At 62.0% G+C, this 16,365-nt stretch carries 19 protein-coding genes; 9 read left to right on the top strand and 10 right to left on the bottom strand.

Features of this window, described 5'->3' with window-relative positions:
• Nucleotides 1–252 precede the first annotated feature (252 nt).
• Nucleotides 253–1,353 (top strand): porin, encoded by a 1,101-nt coding sequence (locus AC1DNK_RS04090; RefSeq protein WP_477939456.1) that lies wholly within the window; start codon nucleotides 253–255, stop codon nucleotides 1,351–1,353.
• Nucleotides 1,354–1,418: 65 nt separating this feature from the next.
• Here the strand turns inward: AC1DNK_RS04090 and AC1DNK_RS04085 are convergent, their stop codons facing one another.
• Nucleotides 1,419–1,817, bottom strand: coding sequence for a RidA family protein (locus AC1DNK_RS04085; protein WP_477939454.1), 399 nt, complete (start codon nucleotides 1,815–1,817; stop codon nucleotides 1,419–1,421).
• 196 nt (nucleotides 1,818–2,013) lie between these two features.
• Between AC1DNK_RS04085 and AC1DNK_RS04080 the strand changes: the two genes are divergently transcribed.
• Nucleotides 2,014–2,607, top strand: a complete 594-nt coding sequence (locus AC1DNK_RS04080; RefSeq protein WP_477939452.1) for a TetR/AcrR family transcriptional regulator — start codon at nucleotides 2,014–2,016, stop codon at nucleotides 2,605–2,607.
• On the opposite strand, the gene AC1DNK_RS04075 is transcribed toward AC1DNK_RS04080, so the two are convergent.
• From AC1DNK_RS04075 to AC1DNK_RS04065, 3 genes are all read right to left on the bottom strand, one after another.
• On the bottom strand, nucleotides 2,604–3,689 hold the full coding sequence (locus tag AC1DNK_RS04075) for a zinc-binding metallopeptidase family protein (protein WP_477939450.1): 1,086 nt from the start codon (nucleotides 3,687–3,689) through the stop codon (nucleotides 2,604–2,606). The two genes, AC1DNK_RS04080 and AC1DNK_RS04075, sit on opposite strands and share 4 nt — an antisense overlap.
• 85 nt (nucleotides 3,690–3,774) lie before the next feature.
• Entirely contained in the window at nucleotides 3,775–3,966 is a 192-nt protein-coding gene (locus tag AC1DNK_RS04070) for a CsbD family protein (protein ID WP_477939448.1), read from the bottom strand.
• A gap of 87 nt (nucleotides 3,967–4,053) precedes the next feature.
• Entirely contained in the window at nucleotides 4,054–4,659 is a 606-nt protein-coding gene (locus AC1DNK_RS04065; protein ID WP_112386436.1) for a YqgE/AlgH family protein, read from the bottom strand.
• Nucleotides 4,660–4,894: 235 nt separating this feature from the next.
• Here AC1DNK_RS04065 and AC1DNK_RS04060 point away from each other — a divergent pair, with 235 nt between their 5' ends.
• Nucleotides 4,895–5,638, top strand: coding sequence for a protein-disulfide reductase DsbD domain-containing protein (locus AC1DNK_RS04060; RefSeq protein ID WP_477939445.1), 744 nt, complete (start codon nucleotides 4,895–4,897; stop codon nucleotides 5,636–5,638).
• A gap of 66 nt (nucleotides 5,639–5,704) precedes the next feature.
• A complete protein-coding gene (locus AC1DNK_RS04055) occupies nucleotides 5,705–6,190 on the top strand; it encodes a redoxin family protein (protein WP_477939443.1) in 486 nt (161 codons plus the stop codon).
• A 243-nt stretch (nucleotides 6,191–6,433) separates the two neighbouring features.
• On the opposite strand, the gene AC1DNK_RS04050 is transcribed toward AC1DNK_RS04055, so the two are convergent.
• The gene (locus tag AC1DNK_RS04050; protein ID WP_477939441.1) at nucleotides 6,434–6,676 is read right to left on the bottom strand and encodes a ribbon-helix-helix domain-containing protein; all 243 of its coding nucleotides are present in this window, start codon (nucleotides 6,674–6,676) and stop codon (nucleotides 6,434–6,436) included.
• Between the two features lie 243 nt (nucleotides 6,677–6,919).
• Here AC1DNK_RS04050 and AC1DNK_RS04045 point away from each other — a divergent pair, with 243 nt between their 5' ends.
• The 3 genes from AC1DNK_RS04045 to AC1DNK_RS04035 are packed head-to-tail and all read left to right on the top strand — an operon-like array spanning nucleotide 6,920 to nucleotide 9,444.
• Nucleotides 6,920–7,660: a metal ABC transporter ATP-binding protein gene (locus tag AC1DNK_RS04045; protein WP_477939439.1), complete on the top strand. Its 741-nt coding sequence runs from the start codon at nucleotides 6,920–6,922 to the stop codon at nucleotides 7,658–7,660.
• On the top strand, nucleotides 7,657–8,529 hold the full coding sequence (locus AC1DNK_RS04040; RefSeq protein WP_112386439.1) for a metal ABC transporter permease: 873 nt from the start codon (nucleotides 7,657–7,659) through the stop codon (nucleotides 8,527–8,529). The genes AC1DNK_RS04045 and AC1DNK_RS04040 overlap by 4 nt, the downstream gene beginning before the upstream one ends.
• A gap of 15 nt (nucleotides 8,530–8,544) precedes the next feature.
• Nucleotides 8,545–9,444 (top strand): metal ABC transporter solute-binding protein, Zn/Mn family, encoded by a 900-nt coding sequence (locus AC1DNK_RS04035; protein ID WP_477939438.1) that lies wholly within the window; start codon nucleotides 8,545–8,547, stop codon nucleotides 9,442–9,444.
• A gap of 37 nt (nucleotides 9,445–9,481) precedes the next feature.
• On the opposite strand, the gene AC1DNK_RS04030 is transcribed toward AC1DNK_RS04035, so the two are convergent.
• Complete coding sequence (locus tag AC1DNK_RS04030) at nucleotides 9,482–9,790, bottom strand: Dabb family protein (protein ID WP_310291876.1); 309 nt, start codon at nucleotides 9,788–9,790, stop codon at nucleotides 9,482–9,484.
• A gap of 248 nt (nucleotides 9,791–10,038) precedes the next feature.
• On the opposite strand from AC1DNK_RS04030, the gene AC1DNK_RS04025 reads away from it, so the two are divergent.
• Complete coding sequence (locus AC1DNK_RS04025; RefSeq protein ID WP_477939436.1) at nucleotides 10,039–11,481, top strand: FAD-binding oxidoreductase; 1,443 nt, start codon at nucleotides 10,039–10,041, stop codon at nucleotides 11,479–11,481.
• A gap of 60 nt (nucleotides 11,482–11,541) precedes the next feature.
• Here AC1DNK_RS04025 and AC1DNK_RS04020 read toward each other — a convergent pair whose 3' ends face one another.
• Entirely contained in the window at nucleotides 11,542–11,979 is a 438-nt protein-coding gene (locus AC1DNK_RS04020) for a DoxX family protein (RefSeq protein ID WP_477939433.1), read from the bottom strand.
• Between the two features lie 198 nt (nucleotides 11,980–12,177).
• Between AC1DNK_RS04020 and AC1DNK_RS04015 the strand changes: the two genes are divergently transcribed.
• Nucleotides 12,178–14,073, top strand: coding sequence for a diguanylate cyclase (locus AC1DNK_RS04015; protein WP_477939432.1), 1,896 nt, complete (start codon nucleotides 12,178–12,180; stop codon nucleotides 14,071–14,073).
• Here the strand turns inward: AC1DNK_RS04015 and AC1DNK_RS04010 are convergent.
• From AC1DNK_RS04010 to AC1DNK_RS04000, 3 genes are read right to left on the bottom strand one after another with little or no spacing between them, the layout of a single operon-like run.
• Nucleotides 14,070–14,873, bottom strand: a complete 804-nt coding sequence (locus AC1DNK_RS04010; protein ID WP_477939430.1) for an endonuclease/exonuclease/phosphatase family protein — start codon at nucleotides 14,871–14,873, stop codon at nucleotides 14,070–14,072. The two genes, AC1DNK_RS04015 and AC1DNK_RS04010, sit on opposite strands and share 4 nt — an antisense overlap.
• A gap of 24 nt (nucleotides 14,874–14,897) precedes the next feature.
• Nucleotides 14,898–15,338: a ribonuclease HI gene (rnhA, locus tag AC1DNK_RS04005; RefSeq protein ID WP_112386446.1), complete on the bottom strand. Its 441-nt coding sequence runs from the start codon at nucleotides 15,336–15,338 to the stop codon at nucleotides 14,898–14,900.
• Nucleotides 15,335–16,300, bottom strand: coding sequence for a homoserine kinase (locus AC1DNK_RS04000; RefSeq protein ID WP_477939428.1), 966 nt, complete (start codon nucleotides 16,298–16,300; stop codon nucleotides 15,335–15,337). The genes rnhA and AC1DNK_RS04000 overlap by 4 nt, the downstream gene beginning before the upstream one ends.
• Between the last annotated feature and the right edge of the window lie 65 nt (nucleotides 16,301–16,365).

The raw sequence follows: 16,365 nt of genomic DNA, 5'->3' as shown, positions 1-16,365 counted from the left end.
GATCCTGCACAGGCCATCCTTCCGATTGCAGATTGTGACAGGACGATGTGGCAAAGGCGTCACGTTTGTGGCGCTTTGCCACTTTTTTATACATATGCGTTTAGCATATAATTGACGAGCCCGTTCTCCGCGAGCTTACTGTTTCCGTTGCCAATCGGCGCGTTCCCTCTCCGGCGTCCCCCTCGCGGCACCGCACGCCTCGCGCCACATACGGGCCAGCCACAGTGCCGGTCTGCAAAACGGAGACACAGCATGAACATAAAGAGCCTACTTCTCGGCTCCGCTGCTGCATTTGCAGCAGTTTCCGGCGCCCAGGCCGCCGACGCCATCGTCGCCGCCGAGCCGGAATCCGTGGAATATGTCCGCGTCTGCGACGCGTACGGAACAGGCTACTTCTACATTCCAGGCACGGAAACCTGCCTGAAGATCGGCGGCTATCTGCGCTTCGAAGTCGGCTACGGCTTTGGGGACGGTTATGAGAACAACGGGCCGGGTGGCGCCGGCGGCGAGGACTGGGAAAGCCATACCCGCGCCCATGTGAGCGTCGATGCCAAGAGCGACACCGAGTACGGCCCGCTGACAAGCCGCATCGTTCTCGAATCCAACTATTATGGCGGCGGCGGCCCTGCCACGCGTACCACCGAGTTTGTCGGCTGGTCGAATGCCGCCGCCTATGGCACGGACAATACGATCATCGACGAAGCCTATCTGGAGCTTGCCGGTATCCGCGCCGGCCGCTTCGCAAGCTGGTGGGACAACGACTTCTCCGGTGAATCCGATCTGATGACCGGTAACGACACCAAATGGAATGCGATCCGCTACGAATATGACAGCGACAGCTTCAATGCCGGCCTGTCGCTGGATGAGCTCCCTGCGGACTTCGACGGAGCCGAGAGAGGTCTCGGCATAGACGCCATGGTCGGCGGCAAGGCTGGAGGGTTCACCTGGCAGGTCTATGGCGGCTATGACGCGGCCATGCAGGATGGCTCCGTCACAGCCCGCATGGGAGCACAAATCGGCCCCGGCCTGTTCGAGCTTGCCGGCATCTATTCGAGCGGACCGAATACCTATTACCAGGCCAGCGAATGGTCGGTGATTGCGCAATATGCCCTGAAGATCAACGACAAGTTCACCGTGACGCCGGAGGCGCAGTACAGCGGCAGGATCCGCGAGGCCGACGACGAATATCACAATGGCAGTATGTGGCGCGGCGGCGTGACATTCGACTACAAGATCGTCGACGACCTGACCCTGCATACGGCTGCGACCTATGTGGCGGAGAACCACGACTTTCCCGGCACCGACGACTCGCATTATGTCGAAGGCTTCGTCCGGCTGGAGCGGGATTTCTGAACCTCTCCGCATCGCGACCAGAGAGACCCGGCTCGACGCCGGGTCTCTTGCTTTTGGGGCCTTGCTCAGGCTGCCTGCGGAACCCTTGCGATCACCTTGATCTCGAAATCGAAGCCTGCCAGCCAGTTGACGCCGACGGCAGTCCAGTTCGGATAAGGCGGCTCGCCGATGATGCGGTTGCGCACCGCCATGATCGTCTCGAACTGATTTTGCGGGTCGGTGTGGAAGGTGGTGACGTCGATGACCTCATCGAGCGTCGCGCCCGCAGCCTTCAGGACGGCCTTCAGGTTTTCAAAAGCCAGTTCCACCTGGCGGGCGAAGTCGGGCTCCGGCGAGCCGTCGGCACGGCTGCCCACCTGCCCCGAGACGAACAGCAGATCACCGGAGCGGATCGCTGCGGAATAGCGGTGTTCGGCATAAAGCGCGTGGCGGCCGGCCGGGAAGATTGCTTCGCGTTTGGTCATGTTCACTCCTGATGACAATAGCGGACCCTCGGGCAGACGCGATCGCCTGCTCGTTCCATTTGCCGTGTTCTCCGGCGAGGTCCGCGCTTCACAATGCGGGGCGCAATTGATATACGCTCCGTATGTCAATATATTTGGCATACATTTCGTATGTCAATACACATACGTGGCGTATGTTAATTTCGAGGAGAATGCCGTGGCTGGAAAGCGCCGTGCGGAAATGATGGAAGAGACCCGGGCGAAGCTGATCCAGGCGGCCAGAAAGGCTTTTGCGGCAAAGGGTTACGCCGGATCGTCGATGGATGATCTCACCGCGGAAGCGGGGCTGACGCGCGGCGCGCTCTATCACAATTTCGGTGACAAGAAAGGTCTGCTGCAGGCGGTGATCGACCAGATGGATGCCGAAATCCTCGTGCGGATGCGCGCGGCGCATGCCGCCGCGGCCACTCCTTGGGAAGGGTTCATGGCCGAGGCCATCGCCTATATCGAGATGTCGCTGGAGCCCGAGATCCAGCGGATCATGCTGCTCGACGGGCCCGCCGCTCTTGGCGATCCCTCGCAATGGGAAAACCAGAATGCCTGCCTGCGCACGACCGCGCAGACGATCCAGGCGCTGATCGACGACGGAACGGTGAAGCCCGTAAATGCGGAGGCTGCGGCGCGGCTCGTCAACGGCGCCGCCCTCAATGCCGCTCTGTGGATTGCCGCAGCGGATGACCCGGAAACCGTGCTTGCCAATGTCGTCGACGCCTTTCGCCAGCTGACTGGCGGGCTGCTGAAAACCGCCTAGGCGGCAAAGCGCTGCGACGCTTCCGTGGCGCTCTGGATGAGCGCGTGGAGATATTCGAGCTTGGCAACGACCGGCGGTGACAGCACGAAGGGATAGGCATCCGGCTGACCCATGCTGCGCTGAATGGCATTGATGGCAACGCTGAGCGGGATCCAGGCGCTGATGAGCTGTCCGGCGCTCTTTGCACGGTAGGGCTGAAAGTCCACCTCCGCCGCCATCTCCTCATGACCACGCGGATCGATGGCGATGCCGAAGGCGCGCGCCGTTTCCAGCGTGTCGACGATGTGGAGATAGTGCGCGAAACACTCGGCGAAATCCTCCCATGGGTGAGAGGCGGCGTAAGCGCTGATATAGCTTTCCTGCCATCCGATAGTAGCGCCATTGGCATAGTGGCTCTGCAGCGCCGCACTATAATCCTGACGCTCGTCGCCGAAGATGGCACGGAACGCATCGAAGGCGCCGCGGTCGCGCACCAGCTTGTTCCAGATGAAGTGGCCGGTCTCATGGCGGAAGTGGCCGAGCAGCGTCCGGTAATTCTCGTCCATGGCGCTGCGGGCGAGTTCGCGCGTCACATCATCGGCCTCGGCGGCGCGGATGGCGATCAGCCCCTCCTCGTGACCGGTCATCGCTGGAACGACATTGCCGTCGAACTGAACCGTATCTTCGAGGAAATCGAAGACAAGGCCGCCCTGCGGATCCTGCTCCCGGTCGGGATGCGGCAGGTTGAGACGCAACAGCGAATAAAACAGATGGCGCTGCGCCTGGCTGATGCGCCGCCACCGGTCGATGCCGTCTTGGGTGTTGGTGTTCGGTACCAGCCGGTTGTGCCTGCAGGCGATGCAGAACGGGTTCTGATCGTCGGAGGCGATAAGCCAGTTGCAGATATCGAGGGCGGCATTGGCGCAGAAGCGGACCGTGCGCTCCGGCCGCGCCACCAGCTGCCAGGCGGTATCGTCCCGCGGCTCCAGCGCATGCATCGTCATGTCGCCGGGCAGAAAACCCAGCCGGTGATTGCAGCGAACACATTGGCGATTGTCGAAATGGACGACCTGATCGCAATTGTCGCAGTCGAAAAGCCTCATCGCACTACCCCAAGCATACCGGACGGACTAAAAATGCCTGCCGCGCGGAGGCGCAACAGGCATTGTCATTGAAATCGTTGAAGGATCAGAGCCGGTCGACGGCGCCCTTCAGCTTGTCCTTGGCCTTGCCTGCGGCGACCTGAGCCTTGCCCTTGCCTTCCTGCACGGCGCCCTTGGCCTGCATGCTGCGGTCGTCGGTGGCCTTGCCGATGGCCTGCTTGGCCTTGCCTGCAATTTCGTTGGTCTTGCCGGAAATCTTGTCGCTGGTGCTACCCATGTGAGATGCCTCCTAAATCGCACCGGGCAGGTTTGCCCGGGTTTGCGGAGAGGAAACGTCGCCTGTCAGATTTCGTTCCGAAGAAATTCAGGCGTGGCCGGCATCGGCGGAAAGCATCGCCGCCGTCACACCCATGCCCGCAAGAGCACGTTCATATTTGTCATCGAGGCCGCGATCGAAGATCAGCGTCTCGTTGGCGGCGCAGGTCAGCCAGCCGTTGTTCCCGACTTCGCTTTCGAGCTGTCCGGCGCCCCAGGAGGAATAGCCGAGCAGCATCGTCGCCCGCTTCGGACCGCCACCCTTGGAAATGGCGCGGACGATATCGAGCGTTGCCGTCAGGCAGATATCGTCGCTGACCGGGATGCTGGAATCGCTCAGATAGTCGTCGGAATGCAGCACGAAACCGCGGCCGCTCTCGACCGGGCCGCCGGTCTGGATCGGGAAATCACGGGCGAAATCGGGCAGCACGATAGAATCGCTGTCCTTGATCATGTCGAGATGCAGCAGCACATCGGTAAATGTCAGGCTCTGCGGGCGATTGATGACGAAACCCATGGCTCCGGCGTCGGAATGGGCGCAGATATAGACGACCGTGCGCGCAAAATTCCTGTCTTCCATGCCAGGCATGGCAATGAGGAACTGCCCGTCGAAAAAGCCACGTTCCCGTCTGTTCTTCAGCGTCGATAAGGACATAATTCCTCCTGCTGCCAGACCGGTGAAAAGGCCCCGACACTGGAAACATGGGGCAATGTCACAAATCAATCAACCGAAAATGAAGAAATAGACCGGCTGTCCTTGTGGCAGGCTGGTGCAGTTTTCGATAAACCTTTGTTCCATGACGATTATTTCTTTCGCATCCCGTAGCGCTCTGCTCCTCTGTCTTTATGCCGCAGCCTCAAGCTGCCTGGCAGGTTCCGCATGGGCGGAGATGAGCCCCTGGGTCGACAACGAAGGCGGCCGCATGCGGCTGATCGCGCTGCCGCCGGAGCGTGATGGAACGGTTCATGGCGGCCTGCAGATCGAGCCGAAAGCCGGCTGGATCACCTATTGGCGGGAGCCCGGAAACAGCGGTATTCCACCGCAGATCAGCGTCGCGCCGGGAAGCGGCATGATGCTGACGGATATGCGCTATCCGGTGCCGAAGCATATCAATGACGGCAAGGTGGACGACATCGCCTATGACGCGCCCGTCATCCTACCGCTGACATTCAAGGCGGAAGACCAAGCCGCCGAAATCAAGGCGACAGCCTTCATCGGCATCTGCAAGGATCTTTGCGTGCCCTTCCAGGCGGCGTTTTCGCTGCCGCTGTCGAGTGCTAAGCAATCGCGGCCGGAGGAGGAAGCTTTGCTGAAGATGGCCGAGGCATCGCTGCCGGAAGCAGCATCCGCGGATTTCAAGGTGGTGTCGCACAGGCTTTCGCCCGACATGAAGGAACTCTGGCTCGACATCGCGCTGCCCGGCGGCGGCGACACGGCGCCGGCGGTGATCGTTACCGGGCCGAGCGGCTACGTCTTCACCAAGCAACTGATGAGCAAGCGCGACGGCAAGACCTTCTCGACCTCCGTGGCGATCGGCAAGCTGCCGAAGAACTACAGCATCTCGGGCAAGCGCTGGAGTGCGCTCGTCATCGACGGCGATCGCGCCATGGAGACACCGCTTGCCTTTGAATGAGCGGCTTTTATAGTCGCCGCCAGCCTGCGGCCTGTGCCGCTTGATCATCCGAACGAGGAGAGTTTCATGACCATCGCAATCGGCGACAGCCTTCCGGCCGCCACCTTCAAGGAAAAGACATCCGACGGCCCGGTCGAGACCTCGACCGAACAGCTGTTCAAGGGCAAGCGGGTCGTGCTCTTCGCCGTTCCCGGCGCCTTCACCCCGACCTGCTCGCTGAACCATCTGCCGGGCTATCTCGAAAATCGCGATACAATTCTCGGCAAGGGCATCGACGATATCGCCGTGGTCGCCGTCAACGACTGGCACGTGATGGGCGCCTGGGCGCAGCAATCCGGCGGCCTCGGCAAGATCCACTTCCTGGCAGACTGGGATGCGGGTTTCACCAAGGCACTCGGCCTGGAAGCCGACCTCTCGGCTGGCGGCCTCGGCGTACGCTCGAAGCGCTATTCGATGCTCGTCGAGGATGGCGTCGTGAAGTCGCTGAACGTCGAGGAAAGCCCCGGCCAGGCGACGGTCTCGGGCGCGGCTGCGATGATCGAGCAGCTGTAAGCTATTTCAGTTGGCGGCGGGCCGGTTCCGCCGTTTTCTTTTTGGAGATGCCGATTACGCTATCGCTCCCACAGTAGGGATGGGTGTCCCTTGGCAAGACATATCCCTCATGCCTGTGCTTGTCACAGGCATCCAGCCAGCCCAAGTCCTTGGGCTGAAAGACTCTCCCCACCGCGCCGACGCGCGGTGACTGGATTCCTGTGACGAGCACAGGAATGAGGGAGGATAGGTGCGAGCATCTGGTTAGCGTTGGGCTCTCAGGCAAGCGATCCGAGTTTCCAGCACTGCTCCCAGCTCGTCATCGCTGATGTCTCCGCCCGCAGCAATTGACGCATCGATGATCGCGCGCAAGCCATCGAGCCTAGCCTCTTGCTGAGCGACGAGGCTCAATCCTGCGCTGACGACCCGTTCAGCTGAGTGGTAGCGTCCCTCGGTGACCAATCTCTCGACCAAATCTTCCCACTGCTTTTCGATCGATACCTTCATGGCGAAGCTTCCTTTCTGACAGGCTAATAGAAAGTCGTTGGCGCCGCACCCTCCCGCTTGCATCCGCCGTGCTTTTGCCATATTCGTTATAACATAACTGTTACGTTATTACATTTTAGAAAGCGCTTCGATGCCCCGCCCCTTTCCCAACCTGCTCCGGCAATCCGCTGCCGTGCGTGCCGGTTTCGTTTTGTTGATGATCGCCGCGCTGTGGCTGGCGATCCATTGGGCGGTGATCCTGCCGTGAGTGCCGTTCTCATCGAGCTCGATAACCTCACAGTCAGCTACGACCGGCATCCAGCGGTGCATCATGTGTCCGGCAGCCTTCGCGAGGGCAGCCTGACGGCGATTGCCGGGCCGAATGGGGCGGGTAAATCGACGCTCCTGAAGGCGCTCATCGGCGAGATCAGGCCGGCGGCGGGGCAGATTCGTCACCGGCTGGCACGGCTCGATTTCGGCTATCTGCCGCAGGCTGCCGATATCAACCGGCGCTTTCCGATCTCGGTTCTGGATACGGTGATGCTGGGCGCCTGGCGACAGGCCGGGGCCTTCGGACGGGTGGCCGCGAACGAGTTACAGAAGGCGCTCGAGGCGCTGTCGGCCGTCGGGCTCGAAGGTTTCGAGAACCGGCATATCGGCGCGCTTTCCGCCGGGCAGTTCCAGCGCGTGCTGTTTGCCCGGCTGCTGCTTCAGGACGCCAAAGTGATCCTGCTCGACGAACCATTCACGGCGATCGACGCGCGCACCACCCGCGACCTTCTCGACATCGTGGCGCGCTGGCATGGCGACGGGCGGACGGTCATCGCGGTGTTGCACGATTTCGAGCAGGTTCGGGCACATTTCCCTGAGACAATGCTGATCGCCCGCGAGCTGATCGGCTGGGGGCCGACGGCGGAGGTGATGTCGGCGGCGAACCTGATGACGGCGCGGGCGATGGCCGAGCGCTGGGACGAAGACGCCGCGATCTGCGAGCCCGCCGCATGACCGCCTACGATATCTTTCTGGCACCTTTCGCCGATTACGGTTTCATGCGCCGCGCGCTCGTCGCCTGCCTCTGCCTCGGGCTCGGCTCCGGGCCGATCGGCGTGTTCCTGATGCTCCGGCGCATGAGCCTTGTCGGCGATGCGATGAGCCATGCGGTGCTGCCAGGGGCGGCGATCGGCTATCTCGTTGCCGGGTCCCTGTCGCTGACGGCGATGGGAATCGGCGGGCTCGTCGCCGGGCTTTCTGTGGCGCTGCTTTCAGGCGTCGTCAGCCGCGTGACGGTGCTGCAGGAGGACGCCAGTTTTGCGAGCTTCTACCTGATTTCGCTGGCGCTCGGCGTCCTCATCGTCTCGCTGCGCGGCTCGAACATCGACCTGCTGCATGTGCTGTTCGGCACGATCCTGGCAATCGACACCCCTGCTCTGACGCAGATCGGTGCGATCACGTCGGTGACGCTTTTGGCACTTGCGATCATCTATCGGCCGCTGGTCGCCGAGTGTTTCGACCCCGGCTATCTGCGCGCCGTCGGCGGGCGCGGTCTGCTCTATCACTTCCTTTTCCTGCTGCTCGTCGTGCTCAATCTCGTTGCGAGCTTCCAGGCACTCGGCACCCTGATGGCAGTCGGGTTGATGATGCTGCCAGCGGCGATCGCGCAGCTCTGGTCGCGCAGCCTGCCCCGGATGATGACCATTGCCGCGGTCAGCGCCACGGCATCCGGTTATCTCGGCCTTGTCGCCTCCTACCATCTCGAACTCGCCTCGGGGCCGACGATCATCATGACGGCGGCGGGCTTCTACGCGCTTTCGATCTTCTTCGCACCGTCCGGCCTCGCCCGGCGCTATTTTCCCCGCCCGCATCTCAAGGGCTGAACCAAGGAGACCATCATGAGATCCAAAACCCTGCTTCTGTCAGCCGCATTGCCCGCGCTGATTGCCGCTTCTGCGATGCCGGCTTCGGCGGAAACGCTGAAGACCGTTGCCTCCTTCACCGTGCTTGCCGACGTCGTCAAACAGGTCGGCGGCGATCATGTGACAGTGACCAGCCTAGTCGGCCCGAACGGCGACCCCCATGAATTCGAACCCTCGCCTGCCGATGCCAAGCACCTGAAGGCAGCACAGGTCACCTTCGTCAGCGGCGAGGGCCTGGAAGGCTGGATGGACCGGCTGATCACCGCCTCCGGCTACAAGGGCACGCCGGTAACCGTCTCCGAAGGTATCGACACCCGCACCATGGAAGAGGACGGCAAGACCGTGACCGATCCGCATGTGTGGAACAGTCCGGTCAACGTGAAGATCTGGGTAAAGAACATCGAAAAGGCGCTGTCGGATGTCGATCCTGCCGATGCCGCAGCCTTCAAGGCCAATGCCGAGCGCTACACCAAGACGCTGGACGAGCTGAACAGCTACGCGCATGCGAAGTTCGACGCGATGCCCGAAGACCGGCGCAAGGTGCTGACCAGCCACGACGCCTTCGGCTATTTCGGCCGCGAATACAAGGTGAGCTTCCTGGCGCCGCTCGGCGTCTCGACCGAAACAGAAGCGTCGGCCGCCGAAGTTGCCAAGCTGATCGAGCAGATCAAGACCGAGCATGTGAAGACGTATTTCTTCGAGAACTCCAACGATCCGCGTCTCGTCAAGCAGGTGGCCAAGGCAACCGGCGCAGAGCCGGGCGGCGAGCTCTATGTCGAGTCTCTCTCCGACGCCAAGGGACCGGCTCCGACCTACGAGAAGATGTTCCGCTACAATGTCGACCAGATCACCGCGGCGATCGCAAAGTCGAGCTGAGGAGCTTGGGCCGCGGAGCAATCCGCGGCCTTTCCTTTCAGATATTCAGATCAAAGACCAACAAGCCGCCAAGGCCGCCGTCGACGGATTCGACGATGCGCTGGCCGACCGTCACATGCTCCGGATGGACGAGATAGGCATCGCGCGCCTCCGGGCTCTCGAATGTCACGGCAAAGCCATCGACAAAGCCGCCATGCAGCCCTTCGGGCGAGACGTTCGGCCCATGCTGGATGTCGATGATCCCGGGAATGACCTGCTTCAGCGCCACGACCGATTCGAACAGAGCCTGCTTCTCTTCGGCCGTCATCGCGGCCTTCAGCCGCAAGAATACGCAATGCAGGATCATATGGTGGCCTCCCTGTTTTCGTTGCGGCCAGAATAGTGGGAAAGCTACCGAGGGCAACCCCGTGCGGCACAAAGGCCAGCCATAGTCCCCCGCTTGCAGATGAACGGCATAAAAACACGCCAGGCGGGCGCCAACCCGGCGCGCTCCATCGCTGGATACATTTATTAGCGATAGCTTGTTAACCATGGCCGGGGGGCGCAAAATGCGGCCCCGGCGGGGACGGGGCTTCCTGCCGCAGGGAGGACATCATGGACGACTTGAACCTCACGACCCTGCAACGGGGTCAAACCAGGGTGAAGGGCAGTACCATAGAGGCGTTCGCCGCCGCATTGCGCGGGCGGCTGATTACCAAGGACGATGCCGACTACGACGAGGCGCGGACGATCTGGAACAGCATGATCGACCGGCATCCGGCGATGATCGTGCGCTGCGCCGGTGCTGGTGATGCCGTCAAGGCGGTGCGTTTTGCGCGTGACAACGGTCTGCTTCTGGCGATCCGCGGCGGCGGCCACAACATCGCCGGCAACGCGATCTGCGATGGCGGCGTCGTCATCGACCTGTCGGCAATGCGATCCGTCTGGGTCGATCCCGCGACGCGGCGCATGCGGGTGGAGCCCGGTGCGACACTGGCCGACGTCGATGCGGAGACGCAGGCCTTCGGACTTGTTCTGCCGACCGGCATCAACTCTACGACAGGCATTGCCGGGCTGACGCTCGGCGGCGGTTTCGGCTGGACGACCCGGAAGTTCGGGCTGACGCTCGACAATCTGATCTCGGTGGACGTCGTGACCGCGGCAGGCGAACTGAAACGCGTCAGCGAAAAGGAAGAGCCGGAGCTGTTCTGGGCGCTGCGCGGCGGCGGCGGCAATTTCGGCGTGGTCACCTCGTTCGAATTCCGGCTGCACGATCTGCCCGGAGAGGTACTGGCGGGGCTTGTGGTCCATCCTTTCGCCGATGCGGAGATGGTGCTCAGGCAATACCGCCAACAGTTGGAAACGGCGCCTGACGAGCTGACCTGCTGGGCCGTGATGCGCAAGGCGCCACCGCTGCCGTTCCTGCCTGCCGAGTGGCATGGCAAGGAGGTGCTGGTGCTTGCCATGTGCTATTGCGGCAATCTGCAGGCCGGTGAGACGGCGACCGCCGGGTTGCGGTCGATCGGCAAGCCGATTGCCGATGTCGTCGGACCGGCGCCTTTCGCCGCCTGGCAGCAGGTCTTCGATCCACTGCTGACACCCGGAGCGCGCAATTACTGGAAGAGCCAGGATTTTGCGCGGCTTTCCGATCCTGCCATCTCCGTGCTGCTCGATGCGGTGCGCAAGCTGCCAGGGCCGGAATGCGAGATCTTCATCGGCCATGTCGGTGGCGCGGCAGGACGGATCGGCCACGAGGCCACGGCCTTCCCTCAGCGCAGCTCGCATTTCGTGATGAACGTCCACGCACGCTGGCGGGAAAAGGCGATGGACCAGACCTGTATCGGATGGGCAAAGGGTCTGTTCGAGGCAACGAGGCCGCATGCGATCGGCACGGCCTATATCAATTTCATGCCAGAAGACGAGGCCGATCGCGTGGAAGCGGCTTATGGCATGAACTACCGGCGTCTCGCGGAAATCAAGAGACGCTATGATCCGCAGAATCTCTTCCGGATGAACCAGAATGTGAAACCTCTGGCGGAGATGCGGGCGGCCAGCTGAGGCGCGCTGGCGGCAGGTGCGCCCGGAACACACGGCTGGCGGCCGCGAACCGCCAGCCGCTTAAGCTTTGGGTAGCGCGAAGGGCCAGTCGATTACGCCGCCTGCGTAAAGCGCCCACCAGACGAGGACCGGCTGAAAAGCGAGTCTCGGCAGGTGATAGAGCCACGCGTAGATGCTTGCGTCCACCGCCGACAATCCATCGATCGCATGCTTGATATTGGCGGGATAGACGCAGACCGCGTAGGCAGCGAGCCCGATGCCGGCGGCAGCGCGATAGGGTGACGACAGCAGGCCGGCGGCACCCGCGACCTCACATAAACCTGTTATGAAGATTACCGACGCTGGAAACGGCACCAAGGCTGGCATGATCCGCAGAAACGGCCCCGGCAGCAGCATGTGCAGGATACCGGCGATCAGATAGACCGCCGACAGCGCGACACGCCACCAGAATCTCGGTTCCAGGGATGGCTCAAGCCAGGTTCCTGCATGCACAGCCATCTCATCCTCGGATCGTCGCTCAATAAAGGTCGATACGAAGGCCGGCGGCTTCTGGATGTGTCCGTTTGGAACACGGCCGTTTCAGGCGTTTAAGTTTGACGCATGATTTTCTTGTGTAGCCATCCCTAAGTTAAACCCGTTGAAAGGAAAAAGCCTTAGAAATGCGGGGATTGGCGCGTCTGGGTTCACTTGTACTGTATGAATACAACCTGGCAAATACTAACGGGCAATCTTGCCATCGTTGCATTGGTGATCTCGGTCTGGGCTCACATCTATTTCCGATTCCGTCAGCTCAGCGATCTGCATACCAAGCTCGCCTTCGGCGCCGTCATGGGGGCCGGAACGATGGCCTCGATGATGATGTCGGTGCCGCTGAGCAACGGCGTGTTCATCGACCTGCGTTATTCGCTGGTGGCAATATCGGCGCTGTTCGGCGGCGCACCTTCGGCCATTCTGACGATCCCGATGGCCGTCGCCTTCCGGCTCTATATGGGTGGGGCGGGTGCGGTTGACGGAGTGATCAGCATTGCCTGCGCCGGTGCGGTCTCGCTGACGCTGCGCATATTGCAGAAGCGGCGCAAGGCGAAGCTCAGCGATATCTTCATCCTTGGTGCCACCGTCTCGTTGACGCTGCTGGCGACGATGCTGATCCTGCCCAATCAGGTCAGCGCCATGACACTGCAGCTCGTCGGCATTCCCGCCATCGTGCTGAATTTCGGCGCCATCGCCGTTGCCGGTTCGCTGCTCCTGCAATTCGAGAACATGGCGCAGGACCGTGATCTGCTGACCGCGGCGCTGACGCAGACGCCGGATTTCCAATACGTCAAGAACCGCGATAGCGTGTTCGTCGTGGTCAATCGCAATGTCGCCGAGCACCACCATTTCAGCTCGCCGGAAGCGATGATTGGCACCACGGATTTCCACATCGCCACACAACGCCGCGCCGAAGTGCTGTTTGCTGAAGAACAGGACCTGATGCGCCGGGGCGAAGCGCAGATCAACAAGATCGAATCCTTGATGCAGGGCGAGCGCGAACACTGGTTCCGCACCTCGAAAGTGCCGCTGCGCGACCGCGACGGCGTCATCATCGGGCTTGCCGGCGTCACCCGCGACATTACGGAGGAGCGCCGCATCGAGCGGGAGTTGCGTGATAGCCGCAACATGCTGTCGCATGCGATGTCCGGCATGTCGGACGGGTTTGCGATGTATGATCCGCAGGGCAAGCTTGTTTATGCCAACCCGCAATATTCCAACCTCTTCCCGCTCTCAGGCGTCGTGCGCGTCGCCGGTTACAATATCCGCGATATCCTGCGAAAAGCCATCGAGACGCAGGAGCGCCGCAATTTTCCCGTTGCCGTCGATGAGCAATGGATCGAGACCGCGGCCCGCGACCTGCACCGCGACAAGGACGAGGAAATCGATCTCTATGACGGCCGCTGGCTCAGCCTGCGCACGCGCATGACGGCCGATGGCATGGCGCTTGTCGTCGTCTCCGACGTGACCGCCATGAAGCAGGCAGAGCATTCGCTGCGCGCCGTTGCCGACCGGATGAAGAGCCTCGCCGAAACCGACGGCCTGACGGGGATCGTCAACCGCCGCGCCTTCGACGAAGCCCTGGCGCTGGCGCTCGCCCGCAGTGTGCGCGAGCGCACGCCGCTCAGCCTGCTGATGATCGATGTCGACCGCTTCAAGGCCTATAACGACACCTATGGCCATCTGGCTGGGGACGAATGCCTGAAGTCGGTGACCGACTGCCTGCGCAAGGCGGCGCGGCGCGACACCGATATCGTTGCCCGTTTCGGCGGCGAAGAGTTCGTAGTGCTGATGCCGGAGGCCGACGAGGCCGATGCATGCCGTGTCGCCGGACAGTTCCGCGATGCGCTGCATGCGCTGAACCTGCCGCATACCGGCAGCGAATTCACCCGGGTGACGGCGAGCGTCGGCGTTGCCGTCAAGCAGAGCCGCGGCCGGGCGACGACGCCCTCCGAATTCATGCAGCATGCCGACGAGGCGCTTTACGATGCCAAGCGCGGCGGGCGTGATCGGGTATCCGTGTGGGAATCGCCGAGCAGCGCGCGGGCCGTAAACGGCTAGGCGATCTCCAGCATCAGGGCGCAGTGATCGGAGACTTCGGGCGTGCTGACGACCTCGAAGCGGGTGACCTCGACATCTGCCGAGACCAGCATGTAGTCAGCAAACTTCCCCTCTTTCGGATAGAGAGACGTTCGCGTGCCCTGAAAGCCGCGGGAGGTCACGAGATCGATGAGGCCGAGCCTGCCGAGGATCTCGAAGGTGGAGCTTTCGGGCAGAACATTGAAGTCGCCGCAGACAACGAGCGGATCGCCCTGCCGGTGGATGCGGCCGATCAGCGCCACCAGGGCTTCGGCCTGCGCTATCCTTTCAGGCGTGTCTCCCTTGCCCGCCATGTCGCGCAGGCCATGAAGCTGGGCGACGGTCACGGTGCGGCCCGTGGCATAGTCGAAGAGCCTGACGACATGGGCGTTGCGCGCCCGTGGATGGGTGCCGTATCCATCCGGCGAGAAACGGCCATGGACGAAATCCGCCGCCTGGCCGGTGATCGCCAAGGAGCGGTGGATGAAGGTGGCAAGGCCGAATTCCGAGGTAACGGCGCGATCGCCATCGAACAGCTCGCCGCGCGTTGATGGGGCGAAAAAGCCGTCATGCTCAGGAAGCACGGCCTTCAAATCATCGAAGAGATTGGGACGCTGCGGCAGGATATGGCTGCCGTCGCGATATTCCAGCCAATCCGCCACGACACCTGACGAGCGGGTGATTTCCTGCAGGCAGAGCACATCCGCACCCGCGGTGGCGAGATACTCGATCAGCGGCTGGTAGATCTTGCCGCCCCAGGCATTCAACGAGATGATCCGCACGATGCCTCCCCCGCCCCGCCCGGCCTATTTCTTCTTGTAGGGAGCCATGCCCATGCGCGCCAATTCGTCGGCGCGTTCGTTTTCCGGGTGGCCGGCATGGCCCTTGACCCAGTGCCACTTGACCTTGTGGCGCTGGTTGGCGGCATCGAGTGCCTGCCACAGCTCGCCATTCTTCACCGGTTTCTTGTCGGCGGTCTTCCAGCCGTTCTTCTTCCAGCCGAAGATCCACTTGGAGATGCCGTCCATGACGTATTTGCTGTCGGTGTGGAGATCGACTTCGCAGGCGCTGTTGAGGGCCGAAAGCGCAGAGATCGCCGCCAGCAATTCCATACGGTTGTTGGTGGTCTCGGCTTCGCCGCCCGACAGTTCCTTCTCGACCTCGCCATAACGCAGGATCGCACCCCAGCCGCCGGGGCCGGGATTGCCCGAGCAGGCACCATCGGTGAAGATATCGACGTGTTTCATGCGGAAAGCCCGTATTCTGCGGCCGTTTTGATCTGGCGGTGGAAGCGCAGCTTGCGCAGATATTCGAGCGGATCCTTCTTGGTGACCATGGCGCCCTCGGGCGTCGTCAGCCAGTCGTAGAGGCGGGTCAGGAAGAAGCGCAGCGCCGAGCCGCGCGACAGGATCGGCAGAGCCGCACGTTCGGCTTCGCTGAGCGGGCGGACACTCTGGTAGCCCTCCAGCATCGCCGTACCCTTGGTAATGTTGTAGGCGCCGTCCTTTTCGAAGCACCAAGCATTGAGGATGATCGAGACGTCATAGGCCAGCAGGTCGTTGCAGGCGAAATAGAAGTCGATCAGGCCCGAAAGCTGGTCGCCGAGGAAGAAGACGTTGTCGGGGAAGAGATCAGCATGGATGACGCCTGACGGCAGCTCCCGCGGCCAGTGGGCGGAGAGGAAATCCATCTCGCCGCGCACCTCAGCCGACAGCCCCTTTTCCACCTCGTCAGCGCGGGCCTCCGACTTGTCCCAGAGAACCTTCCAGCCATCGATCGACAACGCATTCGGGCGCTTCAACTCGAAGCCCTCGCCGGCAATGTGCATCTGCGCCAGGGCCTTGCCGACCTCGCGGCAGTGTTTGGCTTCCGGCTTGCGCAGCCACATGCCTTCGAGGAAGGAGATCAGCGCCGCGGGGCGCTCCGACAGATGGCCAAGCAGCGCGCCATCCTTGCGCGGCAATGGCAGCGGGCAGGACAGGCCGCCAGCGGAGAGATGCTGCATCAGCCCGAGGAAGAACGGCAGATCGTTCTTTTCGACGCGCTTCTCATAGAGCGTCAGAATCAACGGATCCTTCGTGGTGTGCAGCAGGAAATTCGAATTCTCGACGCCCTCGGCGATCCCCTTGTAGGAGAGCAGCTCGCCAGCATCATATTCCGTCAGGAACCACTTCAGATCGTCTTCGGAGATATCGGTGTAAACGGCCAAGGTGGGGTCTCGTTTCGGGTTGGGTGGTCGCTCGGAGATGATACCCCCCTCTGCCCTGCCGGGCA

The sequence above is a fragment of the Rhizobium sp. 01N424 genome, assembly GCF_056399485.1.
The sequence above is the reverse complement of the archived record's forward strand: the minus strand, read 5'-3'. Positions and strand labels throughout refer to the sequence as shown.

Excerpts from the sequence above, each read along its gene's own strand:
- AC1DNK_RS04090 (WP_477939456.1), top strand. The coding sequence starts at position 253 with ATGAACATAAAGAGCCTACTTCTCGGCTCCGCTGCTGCATTTGCAGCA.
- AC1DNK_RS04085 (WP_477939454.1), bottom strand. The coding sequence starts at position 1,817 with ATGACCAAACGCGAAGCAATCTTCCCGGCCGGCCGCCACGCGCTTTAT.
- AC1DNK_RS04075 (WP_477939450.1), bottom strand. The coding sequence starts at position 3,689 with ATGAGGCTTTTCGACTGCGACAATTGCGATCAGGTCGTCCATTTCGAC.
- AC1DNK_RS04070 (WP_477939448.1), bottom strand. The coding sequence starts at position 3,966 with ATGGGTAGCACCAGCGACAAGATTTCCGGCAAGACCAACGAAATTGCA.
- AC1DNK_RS04065 (WP_112386436.1), bottom strand. The coding sequence starts at position 4,659 with ATGTCCTTATCGACGCTGAAGAACAGACGGGAACGTGGCTTTTTCGAC.
- AC1DNK_RS04060 (WP_477939445.1), top strand. The coding sequence starts at position 4,895 with ATGAGCCCCTGGGTCGACAACGAAGGCGGCCGCATGCGGCTGATCGCG.
- AC1DNK_RS04055 (WP_477939443.1), top strand. The coding sequence starts at position 5,705 with ATGACCATCGCAATCGGCGACAGCCTTCCGGCCGCCACCTTCAAGGAA.
- AC1DNK_RS04050 (WP_477939441.1), bottom strand. The coding sequence starts at position 6,676 with ATGAAGGTATCGATCGAAAAGCAGTGGGAAGATTTGGTCGAGAGATTG.
- AC1DNK_RS04040 (WP_112386439.1), top strand. The coding sequence starts at position 7,657 with ATGACCGCCTACGATATCTTTCTGGCACCTTTCGCCGATTACGGTTTC.
- AC1DNK_RS04035 (WP_477939438.1), top strand. The coding sequence starts at position 8,545 with ATGAGATCCAAAACCCTGCTTCTGTCAGCCGCATTGCCCGCGCTGATT.
- AC1DNK_RS04030 (WP_310291876.1), bottom strand. The coding sequence starts at position 9,790 with ATGATCCTGCATTGCGTATTCTTGCGGCTGAAGGCCGCGATGACGGCC.
- AC1DNK_RS04025 (WP_477939436.1), top strand. The coding sequence starts at position 10,039 with ATGGACGACTTGAACCTCACGACCCTGCAACGGGGTCAAACCAGGGTG.
- AC1DNK_RS04020 (WP_477939433.1), bottom strand. The coding sequence starts at position 11,979 with ATGGCTGTGCATGCAGGAACCTGGCTTGAGCCATCCCTGGAACCGAGA.
- AC1DNK_RS04015 (WP_477939432.1), top strand. The coding sequence starts at position 12,178 with ATGAATACAACCTGGCAAATACTAACGGGCAATCTTGCCATCGTTGCA.
- rnhA (WP_112386446.1), bottom strand. The coding sequence starts at position 15,338 with ATGAAACACGTCGATATCTTCACCGATGGTGCCTGCTCGGGCAATCCC.